General features: G+C 59.1%; 26 protein-coding genes and 1 tRNA gene. 2 read left to right on the forward strand and 25 right to left on the reverse strand.

The features are described from left to right. Positions 1-78: 78 nt before the first annotated feature. The 19 genes from der to trmJ all read right to left on the reverse strand — a co-directional run bounded on the left by der (position 79) and on the right by trmJ (position 16,872). Complete coding sequence (gene der, locus FBY10_RS27345; RefSeq protein ID WP_053135513.1) at positions 79-1,548, reverse strand: ribosome biogenesis GTPase Der; 1,470 nt, start codon at positions 1,546-1,548, stop codon at positions 79-81. Between the two features lie 139 nt (positions 1,549-1,687). After that, positions 1,688-2,839: an outer membrane protein assembly factor BamB gene (bamB, locus tag FBY10_RS27350; protein WP_131697989.1), complete on the reverse strand. Its 1,152-nt coding sequence runs from the start codon at positions 2,837-2,839 to the stop codon at positions 1,688-1,690. Beyond that, entirely contained in the window at positions 2,832-3,473 is a 642-nt protein-coding gene (locus FBY10_RS27355; protein ID WP_131697990.1) for a YfgM family protein, read from the reverse strand. The genes bamB and FBY10_RS27355 overlap by 8 nt, the downstream gene beginning before the upstream one ends. A 41-nt stretch (positions 3,474-3,514) precedes the next feature. Next, a complete protein-coding gene (hisS, locus tag FBY10_RS27360) occupies positions 3,515-4,804 on the reverse strand; it encodes a histidine--tRNA ligase (RefSeq protein WP_053135507.1) in 1,290 nt (429 codons plus the stop codon). Between the two features lie 21 nt (positions 4,805-4,825). Then, positions 4,826-5,935, reverse strand: a complete 1,110-nt coding sequence (ispG, locus tag FBY10_RS27365; RefSeq protein WP_034115889.1) for a flavodoxin-dependent (E)-4-hydroxy-3-methylbut-2-enyl-diphosphate synthase — start codon at positions 5,933-5,935, stop codon at positions 4,826-4,828. Between the two features lie 2 nt (positions 5,936-5,937). Next, positions 5,938-6,945 (reverse strand): RodZ family helix-turn-helix domain-containing protein, encoded by a 1,008-nt coding sequence (locus tag FBY10_RS27370; RefSeq protein ID WP_145338387.1) that lies wholly within the window; start codon positions 6,943-6,945, stop codon positions 5,938-5,940. After that, complete coding sequence (gene pilW, locus FBY10_RS27375) at positions 6,945-7,703, reverse strand: type IV pilus biogenesis/stability protein PilW (protein ID WP_145338386.1); 759 nt, start codon at positions 7,701-7,703, stop codon at positions 6,945-6,947. The genes FBY10_RS27370 and pilW overlap by 1 nt, the downstream gene beginning before the upstream one ends. Positions 7,704-7,715: 12 nt before the next feature. Continuing rightward, positions 7,716-8,864, reverse strand: a complete 1,149-nt coding sequence (gene rlmN / locus FBY10_RS27380) for a 23S rRNA (adenine(2503)-C(2))-methyltransferase RlmN (protein ID WP_131697993.1) — start codon at positions 8,862-8,864, stop codon at positions 7,716-7,718. 29 nt (positions 8,865-8,893) lie between these two features. Then, positions 8,894-9,319, reverse strand: coding sequence for a nucleoside-diphosphate kinase (gene ndk, locus FBY10_RS27385; RefSeq protein ID WP_017846179.1), 426 nt, complete (start codon positions 9,317-9,319; stop codon positions 8,894-8,896). 91 nt (positions 9,320-9,410) lie between these two features. Continuing rightward, positions 9,411-9,611 carry a Fe-S cluster assembly protein IscX gene (gene iscX / locus FBY10_RS27390; RefSeq protein WP_017846180.1) on the reverse strand — a complete coding sequence of 67 codons (201 nt, stop codon included), beginning with the start codon at positions 9,609-9,611 and terminating at the stop codon, positions 9,411-9,413. 14 nt (positions 9,612-9,625) lie between these two features. Further along, entirely contained in the window at positions 9,626-9,967 is a 342-nt protein-coding gene (gene fdx / locus FBY10_RS27395; protein WP_003175958.1) for an ISC system 2Fe-2S type ferredoxin, read from the reverse strand. A gap of 3 nt (positions 9,968-9,970) precedes the next feature. Beyond that, positions 9,971-11,833: a Fe-S protein assembly chaperone HscA gene (gene hscA / locus FBY10_RS27400; protein WP_145338385.1), complete on the reverse strand. Its 1,863-nt coding sequence runs from the start codon at positions 11,831-11,833 to the stop codon at positions 9,971-9,973. A gap of 51 nt (positions 11,834-11,884) precedes the next feature. Further along, a complete protein-coding gene (hscB, locus tag FBY10_RS27405) occupies positions 11,885-12,406 on the reverse strand; it encodes a co-chaperone HscB (RefSeq protein WP_027605413.1) in 522 nt (173 codons plus the stop codon). Between the two features lie 8 nt (positions 12,407-12,414). Further along, positions 12,415-12,738, reverse strand: a complete 324-nt coding sequence (gene iscA / locus FBY10_RS27410; protein ID WP_048722793.1) for an iron-sulfur cluster assembly protein IscA — start codon at positions 12,736-12,738, stop codon at positions 12,415-12,417. 28 nt (positions 12,739-12,766) lie between these two features. Next, entirely contained in the window at positions 12,767-13,153 is a 387-nt protein-coding gene (gene iscU, locus FBY10_RS27415; protein WP_028617851.1) for a Fe-S cluster assembly scaffold IscU, read from the reverse strand. Positions 13,154-13,252: 99 nt separating this feature from the next. After that, positions 13,253-14,467 carry an IscS subfamily cysteine desulfurase gene (locus FBY10_RS27420; RefSeq protein WP_017530022.1) on the reverse strand — a complete coding sequence of 405 codons (1,215 nt, stop codon included), beginning with the start codon at positions 14,465-14,467 and terminating at the stop codon, positions 13,253-13,255. A 50-nt stretch (positions 14,468-14,517) separates the two neighbouring features. Continuing rightward, positions 14,518-15,009, reverse strand: a complete 492-nt coding sequence (gene iscR, locus FBY10_RS27425) for a Fe-S cluster assembly transcriptional regulator IscR (RefSeq protein ID WP_003194020.1) — start codon at positions 15,007-15,009, stop codon at positions 14,518-14,520. A gap of 307 nt (positions 15,010-15,316) precedes the next feature. Further along, positions 15,317-16,099, reverse strand: a complete 783-nt coding sequence (gene cysE, locus FBY10_RS27430) for a serine O-acetyltransferase (protein ID WP_131697995.1) — start codon at positions 16,097-16,099, stop codon at positions 15,317-15,319. Positions 16,100-16,101: 2 nt separating this feature from the next. After that, positions 16,102-16,872: a tRNA (cytosine(32)/uridine(32)-2'-O)-methyltransferase TrmJ gene (gene trmJ, locus FBY10_RS27435; RefSeq protein ID WP_003210307.1), complete on the reverse strand. Its 771-nt coding sequence runs from the start codon at positions 16,870-16,872 to the stop codon at positions 16,102-16,104. Positions 16,873-17,017: 145 nt separating this feature from the next. Here trmJ and suhB point away from each other — a divergent pair, with 145 nt between their 5' ends. Further along, the gene (gene suhB / locus FBY10_RS27440; RefSeq protein WP_003175971.1) at positions 17,018-17,833 is read left to right on the forward strand and encodes an inositol-phosphate phosphatase; all 816 of its coding nucleotides are present in this window, start codon (positions 17,018-17,020) and stop codon (positions 17,831-17,833) included. 114 nt (positions 17,834-17,947) lie between these two features. Here suhB and FBY10_RS27445 read toward each other — a convergent pair whose 3' ends face one another. From FBY10_RS27445 to queA, 6 genes are all read right to left on the reverse strand, one after another. Next, on the reverse strand, positions 17,948-18,490 hold the full coding sequence (locus tag FBY10_RS27445; RefSeq protein ID WP_131697996.1) for a glycine zipper 2TM domain-containing protein: 543 nt from the start codon (positions 18,488-18,490) through the stop codon (positions 17,948-17,950). A gap of 124 nt (positions 18,491-18,614) precedes the next feature. Beyond that, positions 18,615-19,529 carry a protein translocase subunit SecF gene (gene secF / locus FBY10_RS27450; protein WP_131697997.1) on the reverse strand — a complete coding sequence of 305 codons (915 nt, stop codon included), beginning with the start codon at positions 19,527-19,529 and terminating at the stop codon, positions 18,615-18,617. Positions 19,530-19,538: 9 nt separating this feature from the next. Continuing rightward, a complete protein-coding gene (gene secD / locus FBY10_RS27455) occupies positions 19,539-21,410 on the reverse strand; it encodes a protein translocase subunit SecD (RefSeq protein ID WP_131697998.1) in 1,872 nt (623 codons plus the stop codon). 62 nt (positions 21,411-21,472) lie between these two features. Next, positions 21,473-21,811, reverse strand: coding sequence for a preprotein translocase subunit YajC (gene yajC / locus FBY10_RS27460; protein ID WP_003175975.1), 339 nt, complete (start codon positions 21,809-21,811; stop codon positions 21,473-21,475). A 43-nt stretch (positions 21,812-21,854) separates the two neighbouring features. Further along, positions 21,855-22,970 (reverse strand): tRNA guanosine(34) transglycosylase Tgt, encoded by a 1,116-nt coding sequence (tgt, locus tag FBY10_RS27465; protein WP_167655194.1) that lies wholly within the window; start codon positions 22,968-22,970, stop codon positions 21,855-21,857. Positions 22,971-22,975: 5 nt separating this feature from the next. Further along, complete coding sequence (gene queA / locus FBY10_RS27470) at positions 22,976-24,025, reverse strand: tRNA preQ1(34) S-adenosylmethionine ribosyltransferase-isomerase QueA (protein ID WP_145338384.1); 1,050 nt, start codon at positions 24,023-24,025, stop codon at positions 22,976-22,978. Between the two features lie 108 nt (positions 24,026-24,133). On the opposite strand from queA, the gene FBY10_RS27475 reads away from it, so the two are divergent. Continuing rightward, a tRNA-Leu gene (locus FBY10_RS27475) sits at positions 24,134-24,218 on the forward strand. The last annotated feature ends 512 nt before the right edge of the window (positions 24,219-24,730 follow it).

A 24,730-nucleotide genomic window follows, 5' to 3' on the forward strand; every position in this document is an offset into this window, starting at 1 on the left:
CGACAAACCGCCAGGCACAAAAAAGGGCTCCAAAGGAGCCCTCTCTTGCAGCCTGTAGCTTACAACGTGAAGCGGCGGCTATTTCTTGTCGCGGCGCTTCTTGTCGGCCTTCTTGTGGTGAGTCATCAAACGACGCTTCTTGTTCACCTGACGGTCAGTCAGTGTGTTCTTGTTGCCTTCGTATGGGTTCTCGCCACCCTTGAACTCGATACGGATCGGCGTACCGACCAGTTTCAAGACACGGCGGTAGGTGTTTTCCAGGTAACGCACGTAGGACTTGGGCACCTTCTCGATCTGGTTACCGTGGATCACGATAATCGGCGGGTTGGCACCACCCAAGTGGGCGTAACGCAGTTTGATCCGGCGGTTGTTGACCATCGGCGGTGCGTGCTCGCCGACTGCGTCTTCGAGGATCTGGGTCAGACGGTTGGTCGGCCAGCGGGTGACCGCGGACTTGAACGAGTTCTGTACGGAAGCGTAGAGGTTACCCACACCCGTGCCGTGCAGGGCCGAGATGAAGTGAATATCGGCGAACTCGACGAAGAACAGGCGGCGCTGCAGCTCGATCTTGACGAAATCGCGCTCGCTCGGCGTCATGCCGTCCCACTTGTTGATCGCGATGACCAAGGCCCGACCGGCTTCAAGGGCAAAGCCCAGCAGGTTGAGGTCGTGGTCTACCACGCCTTCGCGGGCGTCCATCACGAAGATCACCACGTTGGCGTCTTTGATTGCCTGCAGGGTTTTCACCACGGAGAACTTTTCAACTTCCTCGTGGATCTTGCCGCGCTTACGCACACCGGCGGTGTCGATCAGCGTGTACTTCTCGTCGTTACGCTCGAACGGGATGTAGATACTGTCGCGGGTGGTGCCGGGCTGGTCGTAGACGATTACCCGGTCTTCACCGAGCATGCGGTTGACCAGGGTCGACTTGCCCACGTTCGGGCGACCGATGATCGCAATCTTGATACCGTCTTTTTCGCTTGGGCCAGGAATGCGCTTGGCTTCCTCGCCTTCGGCAACGATCTCTTCTTCGCCTTCTTCTTCCTCGGCGTCATCCTTGGGGAAGTCGCGCAGGGCGATTTCCAGCATCTGGGTGATACCACGACCGTGGGCACCGGCGACCGGGATCGCGTCGCCAAGGCCCATCGGACTGAATTCGGCACGGGCCGCCTCAGGATCGATGTTATCGATCTTGTTGGCGACCAGATAGGAACGCTTATTGCGCTTGCGCAGGTGCTCGCCAATCATCTGATCGGCAGCGGTGTAGCCCGCGCGGGCGTCCACCAGGAACAACACGACATCGGCTTCTTCAATGGCCAGCAGCGACTGCTCGGCCATCTTTTCGTCCATGCCATGCTCATCACCGGAGATACCACCGGTGTCGACAATAATGTAGGAGCGCCCTTGCCACTTTGCCTCACCGTATTGGCGATCACGGGTCAGACCGGACAAGTCGCCGACGATGGCGTCACGAGTCCTGGTCAGGCGGTTGAACAAGGTGGACTTGCCGACGTTAGGTCGGCCCACCAGGGCGATTACGGGAACCATGCGGCTCTCCACTTCGTTATTTCAGAAAATACAAAAGCCGCTGCAAGGCAGCGGCTGGTGCTCGGGGCAGCATATTCAAATGCCGCATGCCCCGCCGAAGCGGGGCCGCCTGGGTTTTACCCCAAGCATAGTCAAACCTTTACTTGATGGTCAGGGCTTCCAGCTTGCCGCTGTTACCAAACACATAAAGCATGTTGCCCACGACCAGCGGACGGGCACGCAGGCCATCGCTGTCGATACGCTCACGACCTACAAAACGACCATCCACCTGGCTCAGCAGGTGCAGGTAGCCTTCGAAGTCGCCGACCGCTACGTAGCTGGAGAACACTTCCGGGGCCGACAGTTGACGACGGGCCAGGGAGTCATTGCTCCACAGTGCAGTGGTGGAACGCTCGTCGACACTTTCAACGGTGCCGGACGACAGGCTTACGTAGACGCTGCCAAACCCCTGGGCGACACCGGCGTAGCTGGAAGCATCACGCTGCCAGTTAACACGGCCGCTCTGCAGGTCCAGCGCGGCAACGCGGCCCTGGTAAGTGGCAACGTAGAGGGTTTCACCCGACAGCAGCAAGCCACCGTCGATGTCCACTACGCGATCCAGCTCGGAACGACCTTGGGGGATGGCCACACGGGTTTCCCAGGCCGGCACTCCGTTCCTGGTGTCCAGGGCGACTACTTTACCGGTCGACAGGCCTGCAACGGCCAGATTGTTGGTCACAACCGGACCACTGGTACCGCGAAGGGTCAACACCGCCGGGGTGCTGTCGTACAGCCAACGCTGCTCGCCGGTGCTGGCGTCCAGGCCGATCACACGGTCGTCCTGGGTTTGCACCACGACGATATCGCCGTTGGTGGCAGGCGGTGCGAGGACTTCACTGGTCACGCGAGCGCGCCATTTCTCTTCACCGGTGCTGGAGTCCAGCGCCACGACTTCGCCCTTGAGCGTGCCGAGCATGACCATGCCGTAACCCACGCCTACGGCGCCGGACACGGGCAATTCGAGGTCTTTCTTCCACTTCACGTCGCCGTTCATGCGATCCATGGAGATCACCACGCCGGTCACGTCAGCGGCCACAATGTTGTCACCGTCGATTGCCGGCACCAGCATGTTGTAGGTCTCGCCCTGGCCGTCACCGATGGAGCGGCTCCATTGCTTTTGCAGGACGACTTCTTCCTTGAAGCTGGTCAGCTCGGCCGGAGGCAGTTCTTTTTTACTGTTGCTGCTGCAACCCGCGGCCAGAACGGCCAGAGCCAGCAATGCTGCATGTTTCCAACGGATCACGTCACGCATCCCCTTTGGCCAAGTCGTCCAGCTTGATTTGTAAGCCACCGACCGCCGCTTCATCAGACAGCGCCGCCTTGGCTTTCTTGTACGCAGCATTGGCTTCGTCGGTACGACCCAATTGGACCAACAGGTCGCCCTTGAGCTCTTCGCGAGTGGCTACAAATGCCTTGTCCGCATCGCCGTCGAGCAGTTTGAGTGCTTCGTCAGCCTTGTTCTGTGCCGCCAATACCTGGGCCAGGCGCTGACGTGCGATTTCACCCAGGGTCGGGTTGGTCGGCTTGTCGGCGATGGCCTTGAGTTCTGCGGCGGCGTCATCCAGCTTGCCGGTGTCGACCGCGACTTTCGCGACGAACAGGCTGCCGTATTGGGCGTAGGTGCTACCGCCGAATTCGCTCTTCAGCTTGCCGGCCAGGTCCGCCACTTGCGCTGGGTCGGGCTTGCCGTCCGGCGTCAGGGTGGTTTCCAGCAATTGCTGATAGAGGATCGAGGCGCCCTGGGATTGGTTGGCCTGATACTTTGTCCAGGCTTGCCAGCCGAACACCACCACTAAAGCCAGCAGACCGCCAGTAACCAGGGGCTTGCCGTTACGCTGCCACCAGTCCTTGAACTCGGCCAACTGCTCATCATCAGTACTCGACACCCCAATACTCCTTAATCGCTAAATTCGGCTGTTCGACAGCTTCAACCCTGCACGACGCAGGTGGCCAAGTGCGCGGCGAGCGCATCAAAGGCAATGTTCTGTTGCTCGCCCTGGCCACGCAGGGGTTTGAAACCTATCACTTGCTGGGCCAACTCGTCATCGCCAAGGATCAGTGCGTACAGTGCACCGCTCTTGTCGGCCTTCTTGAACTGGCTCTTGAAGCTGCCGGCGCCGGCATTGATCTGCAGGCGCAGGTTCGGCAACTGGTCACGTACTTTTTCGCTCAAGGCCAGGGCGGCCAGTTCGGCGGCCTCGCCAAAGGCGCACAGGTACACGTCCACCTGTCGGGATATTTCTTCCGGAACCTGTTCCAGGGTTTCCAGCAGCAGGATCAGCCGCTCGATGCCCATGGCAAAACCTACGCCGGTGGTCGGCTTGCCGCCCATCTGCTCGACCAGGCCGTCATAACGGCCGCCCGCACACACGGTGCCCTGGGCGCCGAGCTTGTCGGTGACCCACTCGAACACGGTCTTGCTGTAGTAATCGAGGCCACGCACCAGCTTCGGGTTGATCACGTAGGGAATACCGGCCGCATCCAGACGAGCCTTGAGGCCCTCGAAGTGCGTGCGGGACTCGTCGTCCAGGTAGTCGGCCATTTTCGGCGCGTCGACCAGTACGGCTTGCGTGTCGGCGTTCTTGGTGTCCAACACACGCAACGGGTTGGTTTTCAGACGGCGCTGGCTGTCTTCGTCCAACTTGTCCAGGTGGGCGGACAGGAATTCCACCAGGGCTTCGCGGTAGCGGCCCCGGGATTCGCTGGTGCCCAGGCTGTTGAGCTCAAGCTTGACCGCATCGCGGATACCCAGCATGCCCCACAGGCGCCAGGTCAGCACGATCAGCTCGGCATCGATGTCCGGGCCGTCGAGATTGAAGACTTCCAGGCCGATCTGGTGGAACTGGCGATAACGGCCTTTCTGTGGGCGCTCGTGGCGGAACATCGGACCGATGTACCACAGCTTCTGCGGCTGGCCGCCACCGGTGAGGCCATGTTCGAGCACGGCGCGCACGCACGCGGCGGTACCTTCCGGACGCAAAGTCAGGGAGTCGCCGTTACGGTCTTCAAAGGTGTACATCTCTTTTTCGACGATGTCGGTCACTTCACCGATGGAGCGCTTGAACAGCTCGGTGAACTCAACGATCGGCATGCGGATCTGCTTGTAACCGTAGTTATCCAGCAGGCGCGCGACAGTGCTCTCGAAGTAGCGCCACAGCGGCGTTTGCTCCGGCAGGATGTCGTTCATGCCACGAATGGCTTGCAGAGACTTGCTCACATCAAATCCTTAAATTCGTTCTTAGCCGCGTGCGATCAGCGCTGCGTCAGCGGCGACCTTTTCGGCCGCTTTCTCGCGGATCAACTTTTCCAGCTGATCCACCAGATTGTCATTCGTTAACTTCTGCGACGGCTTGCCGTCGATGTAAATCAGGTTCGGTGTGCCGCCGGTCAAGCCCACATGGGCTTCCTTGGCTTCACCCGGGCCGTTGACCACACAACCGATCACTGCAACATCCAGCGGGACCAGCAGGTCTTCGAGGCGCAACTCCAGGTCGTTCATGGTTTTCACCACGTCGAAGTTCTGCCGCGAGCAGCTCGGGCAGGCAATGAAGTTGATGCCGCGGGAACGCAAACGCAGGGATTTGAGAATGTCGTAGCCGACTTTCACTTCCTCTACCGGGTCTGCCGCCAACGAGATGCGGATAGTATCGCCAATCCCTTCGGCGAGCAGCATACCGAGACCCACCGCAGATTTCACTGTGCCTGAGCGCAAACCGCCGGCTTCGGTGATGCCCAGGTGCAACGGTTGCACGATTTCCTTGGCCAGCAGGCGATAGGCTTCGACCGCCATGAACACGTCGGAGGCCTTTACGCTGACCTTGAAGTCCTGGAAGTTCAGGCGTTCCAGGTGTTCAACGTGGCGCAGCGCCGACTCAACCAGCGCTGCCGGAGTGGGTTCGCCGTACTTCTTTTGCAGGTCTTTTTCCAGGGAACCGGCGTTGACGCCGATACGGATCGGGATCCCGCGATCACGGGCCGCATCCACCACGGCGCGCACACGGTCTTCACGACCGATGTTGCCCGGGTTGATGCGCAGGCAATCGACGCCCAACTCAGCCACGCGCAGGGCGATCTTGTAGTCAAAGTGAATGTCGGCAACCAGCGGCACCTTGACCAGTTGCTTGATGCGACCGAACGCCTCGGCAGCATCCATGTCCGGGACGGATACCCGCACGATGTCTACCCCGGCCGCTTCCAGACGGTTGATCTGGGCAACGGTGGCGGCAACATCATTGGTGTCGCTGTTGGTCATGCTCTGTACCGCGATGGGGGCATCGCCACCCACTGGCACCGAGCCAACCCAGATCTTGCGCGATACGCGACGTTTGATTGGAGATTCGCCGTGCATGACTATTGTCCCAACTTCAGGCGAGCGGTCTCGCCAGTGGTGAACGGCGCTACGTCTACAGGCTGGCCGTTGTAGGCCACTTGCGCGCCACGGGCAAAGCCCAGACGCAGCGTCAAAGGAGGCTTGCCGCCAAGGTCGAGCGTATCTCCCTTACGCTTGAGACCACTGGCCAGCACTTTGCCATTGCCGTCGGTGACTTGCGTCCAGCAGTCAGCAACGAAGGTAATTTGTACACGCCCGTCACCGGCGATCAACGCTGGGGTGGTGGGTGGTGAAATCGCCGGGGCTGCCGGAGCGGCTGGCGCCGTAGTCGCTGGCGCCTGGGCTGGAGCGGCCGGTGTATGGGCCTGGGCAACCGGGGCTGCTGGCGTGTGAGCTGGCTCGGCCGGTGTGACTGGGGTCGGTACGGCAACTGTCGGGGCCTGGGCAGTTTCCGGTTCGGACTGCTCGACGGTGGCCGGGGTTTCAGGGGCAGCCTGGCCTTGGGCAACGGCCTGGTCTTCCGGCTCATCCAGCGGATGAATCTGGGTGGTGCCGTCGGCGCTCTCGACTTCGACGTGCTCCATGGCGTTGCTGGTCATGTCTTTGCTGCGCTGGGACGCCTGGTCTTGCCACCAGACAAAACCGCCGCCGATCACGGCGATCAGCAACAACAGGCTGACAATTCGCAAAATCGTGTGGGAAACCCGCACCGGCTCTTCGATGCGACCCAAGCCATGCACATTGCTGCCCTGGGAGTCGGTACCGGTGAATTGATCGAATTGCTGGACCAATACGGCCTGGTCAATGCCCAACAGCTTGGCATAGGCGCGGATATAGCCGCGGGCGAAGGTATGCCCAGGCAGCTTGTCGAATGCGCCGGCCTCAAGGTTCCCCAGGGAGGTGGTGGTCAAATTGAGCTTGAGGGCCACTTCCGCCAGCGACCAACCATTGCTTTCGCGGGCCTGACGCAAAGTGTCGCCTGGGTTTACGCGATTAGCTGCTACAACTTCCGGGTGCGCCGCTTTCATCATTGCTCCGACAGGTATTGCTGATATTCCGGCGTACCGGGATAGAGTCGTTCGAGTTGCTGGCCAAAACGTGCGGCCGTGTCGCGTTCTTCATGAACCGTCGCCAGGCGCACACCGAGCAATAGACTACGTGCATTTTGCCCGCTGAGCAGGCTAAAACGCTCGTAATAGTCACGTGCCGGCACATAATGCCTGTCTTCGTAAGACAACTCAGCCATTTCGAGCAGCGCTCGTGGCTGATGGCCGTTCAAGTGCAGGGCTTTTTTCAACTGCTGGCGTGCGCTGTCGCGCTGGCCGAGGCGCATTGAGGTCACCCCAAGGTTCTCGAACACCCGCGAGCGCTCAGGATAGAGGGTATCAGTACTGGCTTGCTGGAAATAAAGGGCTGCCTGGTCATACCGCTTTTGCTCGAACAGGAAGCTGCCGTAATTGTTCAGCAGCCGCGGGTCGGCAGGCCTTGCGGCCAGGGCTTTGTTGAAATACCGGTCAGCCAGTTCAGGCTCGGCCTGGGCCTGGAACACCAGGGCCAGTGCGGCATTGGCATCGGCATCGTCGCTGTCCAGCTCAAGGGCCTTTTTCAACGGCACCTTGGCCTGTTCGCTCATGCCTTGTCTCAGATAACCCAACCCCAGTTGCACATAGGCAACTCGCGCCTCGTCACGGCCCTTGCCGGTTTGCAACGGGCTGTCATGGCCCGATGAAACACAACCGGCCACGAGGCCGGTAACAAGCAGAAGCAGCGCAAGGCGCAAGGGCATAGAGATCCTCTCTCAGGTTCGATTCACAGCGCTTTGCGGCATATCGTCGGCAGCGCTCAGTTCGCGCACCGCAATATAACGTTCGCTGCGACGGGTGCGGTCCAGCACCTGTCCTACCAATTGGCCACAGGCGGCGTCGATGTCTTCACCACGGGTGGTGCGAACGGTCACGTTGTAGCCAGCCTGGTGCAGTTGATCCTGGAAACGGCGGATGGCGTTGTTGCTCGGCCGCTCGTAACCAGAATGTGGAAACGGGTTGAACGGAATCAGGTTGATCTTGCACGGGGTGTTCTTGAGCAGTTCGATCATCTCGACCGCGTGCTCGACCTTGTCGTTGATGTCCTTGAGCATGGTGTACTCAATGGTCAGAACGCGCTTCTCGCCCAAGGTCGCCATATAACGCTGGCAAGATTCGAGCAGCATCTTAAGCGGATACTTCTTGTTGATCGGCACCAATTGGTTACGCAATGCGTCATTGGGTGCGTGCAGCGACAACGCCAGGGAGACGTCGATGTGCTTGGCCAGCTCATCGATCATCGGTACCACGCCGGAGGTCGACAGGGTCACGCGGCGCTTGGAGATGCCGTAGCCCAGGTCGTCCATCATCAGGTGCATGGCCGAAATGACGTTGTCGAAGTTCAGCAGCGGCTCACCCATGCCCATCATCACCACGTTGGTGATGGCACGGTCGACGGTCGCCGGGACGCTGCCAAAGGATTTGTTGGCAATCCACACCTGGCCGATCACTTCGGCGGCGGTGAGGTTGCTATTGAAGCCTTGCTTGCCGGTGGAGCAGAAACTGCAATCCAGGGCACAGCCTGCCTGGGACGAAACGCACAAGGTGCCGCGCTTGCCCTGGGGAATGTACACGGTCTCGACGCAGCTGCCGGACGCCACGCGCACCACCCATTTACGGGTGCCGTCGCTGGAGATGTCCTCGCTGACCACTTCGGGGCCACGCACTTCAGCAATGGTCTTGAGCTTGTCGCGCAAGGCCTTGCTGACGTTCGTCATGGCGTCGAAATCGTCGACGCCAAAGTGGTGAATCCATTTCATTACCTGACCGGCACGGAAACGCTTCTCCCCGATTGAGTCGAAGAATTTTTCCATTTCCTGTTGAGTCAGCCCCAGCAGGTTGGTTTTTACAGTCGATGTCGTCATGGATTCACCCTCACTCTTTAAGCCGTTGCTTAGCGAGTGGTTACTTCAGTAGCTGCGAAGAAGTACGAGATTTCGCGAGCAGCAGCGGCTTCGGAGTCCGAACCGTGTACAGCGTTGGCGTCGATGGAGTCAGCGAAATCAGCACGGATGGTGCCGGCAGCTGCTTCTTTAGGGTTGGTAGCGCCCATCAGCTCACGGTTCAGAGCGATGGCGTTTTCGCCTTCCAGAACCTGAACAACAACAGGACCGGAGATCATGAAGGCAACCAGGTCACCGAAGAAACCACGAGCGCTGTGCTCAGCGTAGAAGCCTTCAGCTTCTGCCTTGGACAGTTGCTTGAGTTTCGAAGCTACAACCTTCAGGCCGGCTTTTTCGAAACGAGTGGTGATCTCGCCGATGACGTTTTTTGCAACAGCGTCAGGCTTGATGATGGAGAAAGTACGTTGAACAGCCATGGTGTAACTCCAGAAACGGTAATTTACGAAAAATTAAACCCGCGAATTATACGCGGGTTCTTAGGCATTGCCTAACTGCGTAAGGGAGGCGTCAGTCCTGTTCTTCTTTCCAGGCCGTCTGGATAGCTTCCAGAACCTTTTCGCCACCGCGATCGCGCTCATCATCAAAGCCTGGCAAGGCCATGACCATGTCACGCAAAGCAACAAAATTCAGGGAATAGGGATCCATATCCGGGTTGCCGTCGGCCAACAGGATAGCGATCTCTTGTACATCAACCCATTTAAGACTCATGACACTTCCTTGAATCAGTGCGGCGCTTCGGCAGCATGATTGAGCGAATATTTCGGAATTTCGACGGTGATGTCTTCAGTCCCAACCTTAGCCTGACAGCTTAGGCGAGAAGTGGCTTCCAGGCCCCAGGCGCGATCAAGAAAGTCCTCTTCCAGCTCATCGGCCTCTTCCAGGCTATTGAAGCCTTCGCGAATGATGCAGTGGCAGGTGGTGCAGGCGCACACACCACCACAGGCACTTTCGATCTCGATGTGGTTGTCATGAGCTACTTCGAGGATGGACTTGCCGGTCTCAGCCTCAACAACCATACCGTCCGGGCAATGCTCGGCGTGTGGCAGAAAAATGACCTGCGGCATTAATTATTCCTCGATTTCATTCAGGTTGCGCCCGGCCAGTGCGGCTTTCACCGTCTGATCCATGCGGCGGGCGGCAAAGGCGTCAGTGACCTGCGACAAGCGCTTGGTCTGTTGCTCGATGGCGTAACCATCGTTGCCTTTCATCAGTTCGGCCAGTTCCTGCATCTGCAGGTCGATGACCATGCGCTCTTCGGCATCCAGCAGGCGCTCACCGTCGGCGTCAAGGGCGCCCTGCACTGCTTCGAGCAGGCGTTGGGCATCCACTTGTTGCTCACGCAGTACGCGCGCGACCTTGTCGTCACCGGCGTATTGGAACGAGTCCTTGAGCATCTTGGCGATTTCGCCGTCAGTCAGGCCGTAGGACGGCTTTACCTGGATGCTCGCTTCAACGCCCGAACCCAACTCACGCGCGGCTACGCTGAGCAGGCCGTCGGCATCGACCTGGAAGGTCACGCGAATCTTCGCCGCACCCGCAACCATGGCCGGGATGCCGCGCAATTCAAAGCGTGCCAGGGAGCGGCAGTCGCTGATCAGTTCGCGCTCGCCTTGCAGCACATGAATCATCATGGCCGTCTGGCCATCTTTGTAGGTGGTGAAGTCCTGGGCACGGGCGACGGGGATGGTGGTGTTCCGTGGAATCACCTTCTCCATCAGCCCGCCCATGGTTTCCAGCCCCAGGGACAGCGGGATCACGTCAAGCAGCAGCAGTTCGCCGCCATCGCGCTTATTGCCGGCCAGGGTATCGGCCTGGATGGCGGCACCAATGGCAACCACCTGGTCCGGGTCGATCTCTGTCAGCGGCTGGCGGCCAAAGGCTTCGGCAACGGCTTCGCGAACCCTTGGCACACGGGTGGAACCGCCGACCATGACCACGGCACCGACATCTTCCAGCTCGATACCGGAGTCACGCACGGCGCGACGGCAGGCTTTCAAGCTACGAGCGACCATCGGTTCGATCAACGAATCGAAGGCTTCGCGAGTCAGCTTGGCGCACCAACTGCCGTAGGAAACGTCAACAGAAGCAGCATCAGTCAGCGCCTCTTTAGCGGCACAGGCAGTTTGCAGCAAGTTTCGCTGCTCGCCCGGATCCAGGTCAGCGGACAAGCCGGCGCTACTGATGATCCAACCCGCGATGGCGTGGTCGAAGTCATCGCCACCCAGTGCTGTATCGCCACCGGTTGCCAGTACTTCGAACACACCGCCAGTCAGGCGCAGAATCGAAATATCAAAAGTGCCACCACCCAGGTCGTAAATAGCGACCAGGCCTTCAGCGTGCTGGTCCAGGCCATAGGCCACGGCCGCAGCAGTCGGCTCGTTGAGCAGGCGCAATACATTCAGGCCAGCGAGCTTCGCCGCGTCCTTGGTGGCTTGGCGCTGCGCATCGTCGAAATAGGCCGGAACCGTAATCACCGCACCGACCAGCTCGCCGCCTAACGTGGTTTCCGCGCGCTGGCGCAACACCTTGAGGATATCCGCCGACACTTCCACCGGGCTTTTCAGACCCTGGACGGTGTCGATGAACGGCATATGGGATTCGCCACCGACAAAGCGGTACGGCAGTTGGTCGCCCAATTGCTTGACGTCGGACAGACCACGACCCATCAAGCGCTTGACTGACAGCACGGTGTTCAAAGGGTCGGTAGACGCCGCCAGCTTGGCCGATTCGCCCACTTCGGTGCGATCAGCGTGATAGCGCACGGCGGACGGCAGGATCACCTGGCCATCAGCGTCGGGCAGCGGCTCGGACAGGCCGCTGCGCAAGGCAGCAACCAGGGAATTGGTGGTGCCCAAGTCAATCCCCACCGCCAGGCGACGCTGGTGCGGTTGAGGGCTTAGACCGGGTTCGGCGATTTGCAGTAGGGCCATGGTAATCAGGTCTTATCTGTCTATCAGGCGTGCATCACGGACAGCACTGGGTTAATCGTCGAGGCGCTCTTCTAGCTGGCGCACTTCGTAGGTGAGCTTGTCGAGGAACTGCATGCGCCGCATCAGGCGTTCGGCCTGTTCACGTTGCGCTGCATCATCCCAACAGGCTGCGAAGCTTTCGTTGAGCTCATCCTGGGCAACTTTCAGACGACGCTTGAAGACCGCAACACCCGCCACATCGGCTTCGTCCTGCAAGTCTTCTAGCTCTTCACGCCACTGCATCTGCTGCATCAGGAAGTCCGGGTCGTGCACGGTCACTTCCAGCGGCAACTCGCCACCATTCATCGCGAGCAAGTAACGCGCGCGTTTAGGAGGACTCTTGAGCGTCTGATAGGCTTCGTTGAGGCTGGCCGATTGCTCCAGCGCCAGGCGTTGCTCACGCTCGGAAGCGTCAGCGAAGCGGTCCGGATGCACCCCACGCGCCAATTCTCGATAGCGCGTGGCAAGCTGCTCGAGGTCCAGCCGAAAGCTCGGCTGCAGCTCGAATAAAGCGAAATGACAAGGAGTGCCCACAAATAGCCTCAGATGTTGAAGCTTTCGCCGCAGCCACATTCACCGCGTACGTTGGGGTTGTTGAACTTGAAGCCTTCGTTCAACCCTTCCTTGACGAAATCAAGCTCGGTGCCGTCCAGGTAGGTCAGGCTTTTAGGGTCGATGATCACTTTCTCGCCGTGACTTTCGAACACCTGGTCTTCCTCAACCACCTCGTCGACGAACTCCAGCACATAGGCAAGGCCGGAACAGCCCGTGGTGCGAACACCCAGACGAATCCCCTCACCTTTACCGCGCCCATCCAGGGAGCGTCGCACGTGCCGCGCAGCCGCTTCTGTCATGCTGATAGCCATCGTTGACTCCTTACTCGTCGCCAAATGCTTAGATCAAGCCTTTCTTCTGCTTGTAGTCGCGAACGGCCGCCTTGATGGCGTCTTCAGCAAGCACGGAGCAGTGGATTTTCACTGGCGGCAGGGCCAGTTCTTCGGCCAGTTGGGTGTTGCTGATAGTCACAGCCTCATCCAGGGTCTTGCCTTTCATCCATTCGGTCGCCAGGGAGCTGGAGGCGATGGCCGAACCGCAGCCGTAAGTCTTGAACTTGGCGTCTTCGATAACGCCAGCGTCGTTGACCTTGATCTGCAGGCGCATCACATCGCCGCACGCCGGAGCGCCAACCATGCCGGTGCCGACATCAGGGTCTTCCGCGTCCATCTTGCCGACGTTGCGCGGGTTTTCGTAGTGGTCGATGACCTTTTCGCTGTAAGCCATGGTACTGAATCCTCACTCATCAGGGCCGCTCTGGAACCCTGTAGAAACGCCTGCGTTTTCCGCCACGTTCCTACAGAGCTTGGGTGGCGGCTTCTATAGTTAGTGTGCCGCCCACTCGATCTTGGAAATATCGACACCGTCTTTGTACATGTCCCACAGCGGCGACAGGACGCGCAGCTTGTTGACGGCTTCGCAGACTTTCTGCGCGGCGTAGTCGACTTGCTCTTCGGTGGTGAAGCGGCCGAACGTAAAGCGGATCGAGCTGTGCGCCAGTTCGTCGTTGCGGCCCAGGGCGCGCAGTACATACGAAGGCTCAAGGGATGCCGAGGTGCAGGCCGAACCGGACGAAACCGCCAGGTCCTTGAGCGCCATGATCAGCGACTCGCCTTCGACGTAGTTGAAGCTCAAATTCAGGTTGTGCGGTACACGGGCGGTCATGCTGCCGTTGATGTACAGCTCTTCAAGGTTCTCGACCTGCTTGTAGAAGCGATCGCTCAGGGCCTTGATACGTACGTTTTCGGCAGCCATGTCTTCCTTGGCTACGCGGAAGGCTTCGCCCATGCCGACGATCTGATGAGTCGCCAGGGTGCCCGAACGCATGCCGCGCTCGTGACCGCCGCCGTGCATGGTCGCTTCGATGCGCACACGTGGCTTGCGGCTCACGTACAGGGCGCCGATGCCTTTAGGGCCGTAGGTCTTGTGGGCCGAGAACGACATCAGGTCGACTTTCAGTTTCGACAGGTCGATATCAACCTTGCCGGTGGACTGAGCAGCGTCGACGTGCAGCAGGATACCCTTGGAGCGAGTCAGCTCGCCGATGGCCGCGATGTCGTTGATGGTGCCGATTTCGTTGTTCACGTGGATCACGGAAACCAGGATGGTGTCTTCACGCAGCGCGGCTTCGATCATGGCCGGGGTGACGATACCGTCGGTGGTTGGCTCGAGGTAAGTGACCTCGAAACCTTCACGCTCCAGTTGGCGCATGGTGTCGAGGACAGCCTTGTGCTCAATCTTGGTGGTGATCAGGTGCTTGCCTTTGGTCGCGTAGAAATGCGCCGCGCCCTTGATAGCCAGGTTGTCGGATTCGGTAGCACCGGAAGTCCAGACGATTTCACGCGGGTCAGCGCCAACCAAGTCAGCGACCTGGCGACGAGCGTTCTCGACCGCTTCCTCGGCTTTCCAGCCGAACACATGGGAACGGGAGGCCGGGTTGCCGAAGTTTCCGTCGACCAACAGGCATTCGCTCATCTTTTGCGCGACACGCGGATCAACCGGGGTGGTCGCTGAGTAATCAAGGTAAATCGGCAATTTCATGGACTTTCTCCTAAATCAGGCTGGCTGGCGTGCCGTTAGCTCTTCGGCTGTCACTCGACGGCGGACGCTTCGATCTTGTCCAGACGCGGCGCCTTGGTATTGCAACGGCGCTGGTCCTGACGCTGGGCTACTTCTTGCACCTCACGGCGAGTCACAAGATCAGCCAAGCTGATACCACTCAAAAACTCATGGATCTGCAGGCTCAAGTCACACCACAAGTGGTGCGTCAGGCAGGTGTCGCCAGCGTGGCAATCACCCAGGCCCTGGCATTTGGTCGCATCGACGGACTCGTTGACCGCGTCGATCACCTGGGCTACCTGGATGCCCTGCATGTCGCGGGACAGCTGATAGCCGCCGCCCGGCCCACGTACGCTGGAGACCAGATTGCTGCGGCGCAATTTGGCGAACAACTGCTCAAGGTAGGACAGGGAAATGCCTTGGCGCTCGGAGATATCGGCCAGGGACACCGGCCCAGTTTGCGCGTGCAAGGCCAGGTCAAGCATGGCGGTCACCGCGTATCGGCCTTTTGTAGTCAGTCTCATGGACAAGTACCAAGGTGTTTCAGAATGGGAGCAAGTATGCGATTCCCGAGTATTTAAGTCAACTATAAGACCTAGTACTTTAGTCAGGATTACCCGCAAAAAGGGCGCGCGAATCATAGCAGGATGGGGTGGGGACGAACAGCGGGAACAAGGCCGAGCAGGAATTCCGAGACCAATGGAGATCAAAATGTGGGAGGGGGCTTGCCCCCGATAGCGGTGGATCAGTCAATATATTGGGTGACTGACAGATGGCCATCGGGGGGGGGCAACCCCCCTTCCACATGGGCTTTGCAGCGAATGTAAGATCTCAGCCAGCTTTGGTGGCGGGCTCACTCTTGATCTCGGCAAAGTCCTCTTCGCGCAGCTCAGGCAAATCTTTCGCACAGTAGCTGCTGCCCAGCTCCTTCAGCGCGCCGCACATACCGTCCAACTTGCCATCCACCGCCTGCAGGTGGTCAAGCAACTGGCCGATGGCGCGCGCCACAGGGTCGGGCATGTCTTCGCTGACACCGTAGGCATCGAAGCCGATTTTCTCGGCCATGGCCTTGCGCTTGGCTTCCTGCTCATCGCCCACTTCCGGCTTGACGATGATCCGCCCCGGAATACCCACCACGGTGGCGCCGGCCGGCACGGCCTTGGTCACCACGGCGTTGGAGCCGACTTTGGCGCCAGCGCCTACCGTGAACGGACCAAGCACCTTGGCACCCGCGCCCACCACCACGCCATTCTCCAGCGTCGGGTGGCGCTTCCCCTTGTTCCAGCTGGTACCACCCAGGGTCACACCCTGGTACAGGGTCACGTCATCACCAATTTCGGCAGTCTCGCCAATGACGATGCCCATGCCGTGATCGATAAAGAAGCGACGCCCCACCTTGGCACCCGGATGAATCTCGATCCCGGTCAACCAGCGACCGAAGTTCGACACCAGCCGCGCCAGCCATTTCCAGCCCATATTCCACAAGGCACCAGACAGGCGATGGATCCAGATCGCATGCATGCCCGGGTAGCAGGTCAGCACTTCAAAGGCGTTGCGCGCCGCCGGGTCACGATGGAAAACACTCTGGATATCTTCTCGCAAACGCTCGAACATTTTTAATCCTTCCGCTTAAGAAGCTCGCCACGGGCCGCTTTCTGGGTTTCCGTGAGGATGCCACGCAATATATTCATTTCCGCCCGGCTGACCGAGCTGCGCCCGTACAGGCGGCGCAGGCGCGCCATCAAGTGCCGCGGTTTTTCCGGATCGAGGAATTCGATGGCCACCAGGGTTTGCTCCAGGTGCTCATAGAACCGCTCCAGCTCGTCCATGGTGGCCAACTCACCACTTTTGGTCGACGCCACTTCATCCTTCTCTACCTTGCTCGGCTGACCTTCAGCGGCCAGCCAGGCCATGCGTACTTCGTAACTCAACACCTGCACCGCTGCCCCGAGGTTCAGCGAGCTGAACTCAGGGTCTGATGGAATGTGCACGTGGTAATGACATCGCTGCAGCTCTTCGTTCGTCAGGCCGGAATCTTCACGGCCAAACACCAAGGCGATTTCAGCGCCTCCTGCCGCCTCCTCCACTACTTTGGTACCGCACTCTCGCGGATCCAGCAGCGGCCAGGGGATGCGGCGGTCACGGGCGCTGGTGCCGAGCACCAGGTTGCAGCCGACCAAGGCGTCCTCCAGAGTGGCGACGACCTGGGCTTTTTCGAGGATGTCATTGGCACCGGACGCCCGGGCATCGGCCTCGTGGTGCGGGAACACGCGCGGCTCGACCAGCACCAGGCGCGTCAGCCCCATGTTTTTCATGGCTCGCGCCACCCCGCCGATATTGCCGGGATGACTGGTATTGACCAAGACGACACGAATGTTTTGCAGCAAGGGAGGCGCTCTCGGACATGGGAAAAGGGAGCAAATCTTACAGAACAGCCTAAGGTTATGCCATGAAAGCTAACGTCGTCCTTCACCTGAAGAAAGTTTCTGCTAGAATGCTCGGCTTTCTTTAACAACCTTAGGTGACACATCCATGCAGCCCATGCTGAATATCGCGCTGCGCGCCGCCCGCAGCGCCAGTGAATTGATCTTCCGCTCCATCGAGCGCCTGGATACCATCAAGGTCGACGAAAAAGACGCCAAGGATTATGTATCCGAGGTGGATCGCGCCGCCGAACAGAAAATCATCGACGCGCTGCGCAAGGCCTACCCTACCCACGGCATCCTCGGAGAAGAAACCGGCCTGCACAAAGGCAGCGGCGAAGGCGAAGACTACCTGTGGATCATCGACCCACTGGACGGCACCACCAACTTCCTGCGTGGCATCCCACACTTTGCTGTCAGCATTGCCTGCAAATACCGTGGCCGCCTGGAACACGCCGTTGTACTGGACCCGGTTCGCCAGGAAGAATTCACCGCCAGCCGTGGCCGTGGCGCCCAACTGAACGGTCGTCGCCTGCGCGTCAGCGGTCGCACCAGCCTGGACGGCGCCCTGCTGGGTACCGGCTTCCCGTTCCGTGACGACCAGATGGACAACCTGGAAAACTACCTGGGCATGTTCCGCGCCCTGGTTGGCCAGACCGCCGGCATTCGTCGCGCTGGCGCAGCAAGCCTGGACCTGGCTTACGTAGCTGCCGGTCGTTTTGATGCGTTCTGGGAGTCGGGCCTGTCCGAGTGGGACATGGCTGCGGGCGCCCTGTTGATCCAGGAAGCAGGCGGCCTGGTGAGCGACTTCACCGGCGGTCATGATTTCCTGGAAAAAGGCCACGTAGTTGCCGGCAACACCAAATGCTTCAAGGCAGTACTGACGGCGATCCAGCCGCACCTGCCGGCTTCGCTGAAGCGTTAAGCGAGCGAGCAAAAAAAAGCACCCTTAGGGGTGCTTTTTTATGCCTGGGATTTCATGCGGGCTTAAATACCAGTAAGCCCCCTCCCACACTTTGAATTGAACTAGGCCTTGGAATTACGGCTGGTTCTGGCCCAGAACGAGACGCCCTTCCTTGTCGACTGGAATCTGGCCGCCCGGATCACGATCCATGCGCACCGAACCTTCCTTGCCATCCAAGGTGTAACGCACGTCGTAGCCGACTACCTTGTCGCTGATGTCGTTGACGGTGTTACAGCGAGTCTGGGTGGTGGTGTAGGTATCACGGTTCTGCATACCTTCCTGAACCTTGTTACCGGCGTAACCACCACCGACCGCACCGGCTACGGTGGCCAACTTCTTGCCGTTACCGCCACCGACCTGGTTACCCAACAGGCCACCAGCAAGTGCACCAACCACGGTACCAACGATCTGATGCTGATCCTGCACCGGCTTCTGCCGGGTTACAGCGACGTCCTTGCAGACCTCGCGAGGCGTTTTAATCTGGGTTTTCACCGGCTGCACCGCCAGCACTTGCGCATACTCAGGGCCGCTTTTTACCAGGCTGTAGGTGGCAACAGCACCCCCGGCAGTCACACCGACAGCACCCAATACCGCACCAACCAGTAACGACTTGTTCACGTTGAACCTCCTGACCATCACAAACGGACCGAAAGATCCGCGCTATACCCAGCCTTGGAGCAAAAAAAAAGGCACGAGTTCAATACTCGTGCCTTCTTTGTAACAGCAGATCAACAAGCGTCCATCAAGGGCGGTCGTCGACCTCCTTGCCGGTAGCAGCAGGAGGGATCAAGTCTTCGCTGTTGAGGTTCAGCCAGATCAGCACCACGTTGGCGATGTAGATCGACGAGTAGGTACCCGCCAGGACGCCGATGAACAGTGCCAGGGAGAAGCCCCACAGGTTGTCACCACCGAAGATCATCAGTGCCGCGATCGCCAGCAAGGTGGAGATCGACGTCGCCATGGTCCGCAGCAGGGTCTGGGTGGTGGAGATGTTGATGTTCTCGATCAGCGACGCCTTGCGCAGCACGCGGAAGTTCTCACGAACCCGGTCGAATACCACAATGGTGTCGTTGAGGGAGTAACCAATGATCGCCAGCACGGCCGCCAGTACGGTCAGGTCGAAGGTGATCTGGAAGAACGCCAGGATACCCACGGTCACGATCACGTCGTGGATCAGCGACACAATGGCGCCGACACCGAACTTCCACTGAAAGCGGAAAGCCAGGTAGATCATGATGCCGACCAGCGCCATCAGCATGCCGAGGCCGCCCTGGTCGCGCAGCTCTTCACCCACTTGCGGGCCCACGAACTCGACGCGCTTAACTGACGCCGGGTTGTCGCCCCCCACCTTCTGCAAGGCTTCAGCTACCTGGTGACCCAGTTGCGGGTCTTCGCCAGGCATGCGCACCAGCAGGTCGGTGGTCGCACCGAAGCTCTGCACGATGGCTTCGTGATAGCCAGCCTTGACCAGCTCTGTGCGCACCAGGGTGACGTCGGCCGGCTTCTCGTAGGTCAGCTCAATGAGCGTACCGCCGGTGAAGTCCAGACCGTAGTTCAGGCCCTTATGGAACCAGCTGAACAACGCCAGAACGGTAAGGAGCACGGTGACGCCGAACGCAATGTTGCGAACGCCCATGAAGTTGATTGTACGTAACATGGCAGCCCCTTAAATCCACAACTTCTTGAAGTCACGCCCGCCAAAGATCAGGTTGACCATTGCGCGGGTCACCATGATGGCCGTGAACATCGAGGTAAAGATACCGAGGGACATGGTTACCGCAAAACCTTTGACAGGGCCGGTGCCCATGGCAAAGAGAATCCCGCCGACCAGCAATGTGGTCAGGTTGGAGTCGAGAATCGCGGTAAATGCCCGGCCGAAGCCTTCGTTGATTGCACGCTGCACGGTCATGCCGGCTGCGATCTCTTCACGAATCCGCGAGAAGATCAGCACGTTGGCGTCTACCGCCATACCCATGGTGAGTACGATACCGGCGATACCTGGCAGGGTCAGCGTAGCGCCCAGCAGCGACATCAGGGCCAGCAGCATCACCATGTTGCCCGCCAGGGCCACGGTGGCAATGATGCCGAAGAAGCGGTAGATGGCGATGATGAACAGCGACACGAACAGCATGCCCCACAAGGCCGCGTCGATACCCTTGGTGATGTTGTCGGCACCCAGGCTCGGGCCGATGGTACGTTCTTCAGCGAAGTACATCGGCGCGGCCAGGCCACCGGCACGCAGCAACAGAGCCAGCTCCGAGGATTCGCCCTGGCCGTTCAGGCCGGTGATGCGGAATTGAGCACCCAGCGGCGACTGGATGGTCGCCAGGCTGATGATCTTCTTCTCTTCCTTGAAGGTCTGCACCGGTACGTCTTTCTCAACGCCGTTGACCATTTGCTTGGTGTAGGTGGTCACCGGGCGCTGCTCGATGAAGATTACCGCCATGCTGCGACCAACGTTGCTGCGCGTGGCGCGGCTCATCAGTTCGCCACCATGACCATCCAGGCGGATGTTCACTTCAGGGCTACCGTGCTGCGAGTCGAAACCAGCCTTGGCGTCAGTTACCTGGTCACCGGTGATGATCAAGCCACGCTCGATCAGCGCTGGAGGACGGTTGCCTTCACGGAACTCAAACTCTTCGGAAGTCGCACGGGAAGCACCCGGCTCAGCCGCGAGACGGAATTCCAGGTTGGCGGTTTTACCCAGGATACGCTTGGCTTCAGCGGTGTCCTGCACGCCCGGCAGCTCAACCACGATGCGGTTGGCGCCCTGACGCTGAACGATCGGCTCGGCCACACCCAACTCGTTGACGCGGTTACGTACCGTGGTCAAGTTCTGCTTGATGGAATATTCGCGAATTTCTGCGATTTTGGCCGGGCTCATCGCCAGACGCAGTACAGCCTGACCATTCAGGTCGGCCGGTACGATGTCGAAATCGTTGAAGTTCTTGCGGATCAGCGCACGGGCCTGTTCGCGGGTGGCTTCGTCAGAGAAGCCAAGCTGGATGGCACCGTTGAGCTGCGGCAGACTGCGGTAGCGCAGCTTCTCTTTACGCAGCAAGCTCTTCACGTCGCCTTCGTAGACTTTCAGGCGAGCATCGAGAGCTTTGTCCATGTCGACTTCCAGCAGGAAGTGCACACCGCCGGACAAGTCCAGACCCAGCTTCATCGGATGCGCGCCAATGTTGCGCAACCACTGTGGGGTGGTCTGCGCCAGGTTCAGCGCAACGACATAGTCGTCACCCATGGCCTTGCGTACGACATCTTTTGCCGGCAATTGGTCTTCTTGCTTGGTCAGGCGCAACAACCCGCCCTTCGCACCAGCTGCCAATGTTGCCGCTTTAACCTGGATACCCGCGTCGGTCAGTGCCTTGCTCGCGCGTTCCAGATCAGCCTGGTTGACCTGCAGGGAAGTGCTGGCGCCAGTGATCTGGATCGCCGGGTCATCAGGGTAAAGATTGGGAGCGGAATAAATAAAACCGATCGCCAGCACCGCCAGGATCAGTAGGTATTTCCACAGAGGGTATTTGTTCAGCATCACGCCGCCCGCTTATAACGCGGGGCGCCTTGCGCGCCCCGTCGATTGGTAAAGGTTGGAACTTAGATCGCTTTGAGCGTGCCTTTTGGCAGCGTGGCGGCGATGGCGCCCTTCTGGAACTTCATTTCCACGGTGTCGGAGACTTCCAGAACCACGAAAGCATCGGAAACCTTGGTGATCTTGCCCGCGATACCGCCGGTGGTCACAACTTCGTCACCTTTCTGCAGGCTGCCCAGCAGGTTCTTCTGCTCTTTGGCACGCTTGGCCTGTGGACGCCAGATCATCAGGTAGAAGATGACCAGGAAGCCGACCAGGAAAATCCACTCGAAACCACCGCCCATAGGGCCGGCAGCAGCAGGCGCAGCGGCGTCAGCCATGGCGTTAGAGATAAAAAAGCTCATTTAGCACTCCAGTTGCAAATAGTGAATCTTAGGGTCGGAAAACTTAGTCCAAGGGCGGCACAGGGAGCCCGCGCTTGGCATAGAAGGCATCGACGAAGGCGGCCAATGTACCCTGTTGAATAGCCTCGCGCAAACCAGCCATCAGGACTTGGTAGTGACGCAAATTGTGGATGGTATTCAACATGCTACCCAGCATTTCCCCGCATTTGTCCAGATGGTGCAGATAAGCACGGGAGAAGTTCTGGCAGGTGTAGCAATCACAGGTGGGATCCAGCGGCGAATCATCATGGCGATGGAACGCGTTACGGATCTTGAGCACGCCTGTATCGATGAACAGATGCCCATTGCGGGCATTACGGGTTGGCATCACGCAATCGAACATGTCCACACCGCGGCGCACACCCTCTACGAGATCTTCGGGTTTGCCAACGCCCATAAGGTAACGAGGTTTGTCAGCGGGCATCAGGCCTGGCAGGTAGTCCAGTACCTTGATCATCTCGTGCTTGGGTTCGCCCACCGACAAACCGCCGATGGCCAGGCCGTCAAAGCCGATTTTGTCGAGGCCTTCCAGCGAGCGTTTGCGCAGGTTTTCATGCATGCCGCCCTGCACGATACCGAACAGCGCAGCGGTGTTATCACCGTGTGCGTTCTTCGAGCGCTGGGCCCAACGCAGCGACAGCTCCATGGAAATCCGCGCAACGTCCTCATCAGCAGGGTACGGTGTGCACTCGTCGAAAATCATCACGATGTCAGAACCCAGGTCGCGTTGCACCTGCATCGACTCTTCCGGGCCCATGAACACTTTGGAACCGTCCACGGGTGAGGCGAAGGTCACGCCCTCCTCCTTGATCTTGCGCATGGCACCCAGGCTGAACACCTGGAAACCACCCGAGTCCGTAAGGATCGGGCCTTGCCACTTCATGAAGTCATGCAGGTCGCCATGCTTCTTGATCACCTCTGTGCCCGGGCGCAGCCACAGGTGAAAGGTGTTGCCGAGGATGATCTCGGCACCGGTGGCGACGATGTCACGCGGCAGCATGCCTTTGACGGTGCCGTAGGTGCCCACCGGCATGAATGCCGGGGTCTCTACCGTACCGCGCGGAAACGTCAGGCGGCCGCGACGGGCTTTGCCGTCGGTGGCGAGCAATTCAAACGACATACGACTCATAGTTGTTCCTCTGGGCCGCGCGGCGCCGGATTACGGGTGATAAACATCGCATCACCGTAGCTGAAAAAACGGTATCCATTGTCGATGGCTGCTTTATACGCCGCCATTGTTTCGGGATAACCCGCGAAGGCCGACACCAGCATCAAGAGCGTGGATTCGGGCAAATGGAAGTTGGTGACCAGGCAATCGACCACATGGAACGGCCGGCCTGGATAAATAAAGATATCGGTGTCGCCACTGAACGGTTTGAGCACGCCATCACGCGCCGCGCTCTCAAGGGAGCGCACGCTGGTGGTGCCCACCGCAACCACCCGCCCGCCGCGCGCCTTGCAGGCGTTAACCGCGTCCACGACGTCCTGGCTGACTTCCAGCCATTCGCTGTGCATATGGTGGTCTTCGATGTTATCCACACGCACCGGCTGAAACGTGCCGGCCCCCACGTGCAGGGTCACATAGGCTGTCTCGACGCCTTTGGCAGTGATCGCATCCAGCAGCAACTGGTCAAAATGCAGCCCGGCAGTCGGCGCGGCAACCGCACCGAGGCGCTGGGAGTAGACCGTTTGATAGCGTTCACGGTCCGAGTCTTCGTCCGGGCGGTCGATATAAGGAGGCAACGGCATATGGCCGACGCGCTCCAGCAACGGCAAAACCTCTTCGGCGAACCGGAGTTCGAACAGCGCATCATGACGCGCCACCATCTCGGCTTCACCGCCACCCTCGATAAGGATGCTCGAACCCGGTTTCGGCGACTTGCTGGAGCGTACGTGGGCCAGCACACGATGGCTGTCCAACACTCGCTCCACCAGAATTTCCAACTTGCCACCGGATGCTTTCTGGCCAAACAGGCGCGCCGGGATTACCCGGGTATTGTTGAACACCATCAGATCGCCCGGACGCAAATGCTCAAGCAAATCAGTGAATTGACGGTGTGCGAGGGTACCGCTGGCCCCGTCCAGGGTCAGCAGTCGACTGGCGCGACGCTCGGCCAAAGGGTGGCGAGCAATCAGCGAATCAGGGAGTTCAAAAGTAAAGTCAGCAACGCGCATGATGGGGTTCGTCTAGCAGGGCCGGGAAGTCTAGCGGAAATAGTGAAAATAGACCATGAAACGTGATTGACCAACGGTAATCTCATCTCTATACTTCGCCGCCATTGAGCCCTGATGGCGGAATTGGTAGACGCGGCGGATTCAAAATCCGTTTTCGAAAGGAGTGGGAGTTCGAGTCTCCCTCGGGGCACCATCTTAAAGAAAGACCTTGAATTTCAAGGTCTTTTTTTTCGCCTGTAGAAAAGCGCCCTGAGGCCGCAACGGCGCCCAGAGAGCGAGTTAGCACCATCCGCCTCCCCACCCACTATAAAGTCCAGCGAGCCCACTCAGAGGCCTTGCAAGGCCGCTACAACCACCCCTTCTGATTATCAAAGAGCCCACCCAAGGCACCGCTCGAGCTTCGAGCGGGATACTGCTTCACGTGATGGACGAATGCGCCCGCGCCAGAACTCTTCAGGATTCAGAAGCGTGTCAGCGCATTTATTGATGCGATGCAGGCCCTGGAGAAACCGACGTCTTACGAGTAGGAAAAATGAGGCGGCTGCAGCAAATTTATCGCTGAGAACATTCATGAAATCACCCAGAAATTTTAGGGCACTTTTCGACCGCGCAAAACAAAACCCCATCTGCTTTCGCAAATGGGGTTTCGGAATTTAATCTTGACGATGACCTACTCTCACATGGGGAAACCCCACACTACCATCG

The sequence above is a fragment of the Pseudomonas sp. SJZ103 genome, from assembly GCF_007828335.1.
Taxonomy (GTDB): domain Bacteria; phylum Pseudomonadota; class Gammaproteobacteria; order Pseudomonadales; family Pseudomonadaceae; genus Aquipseudomonas.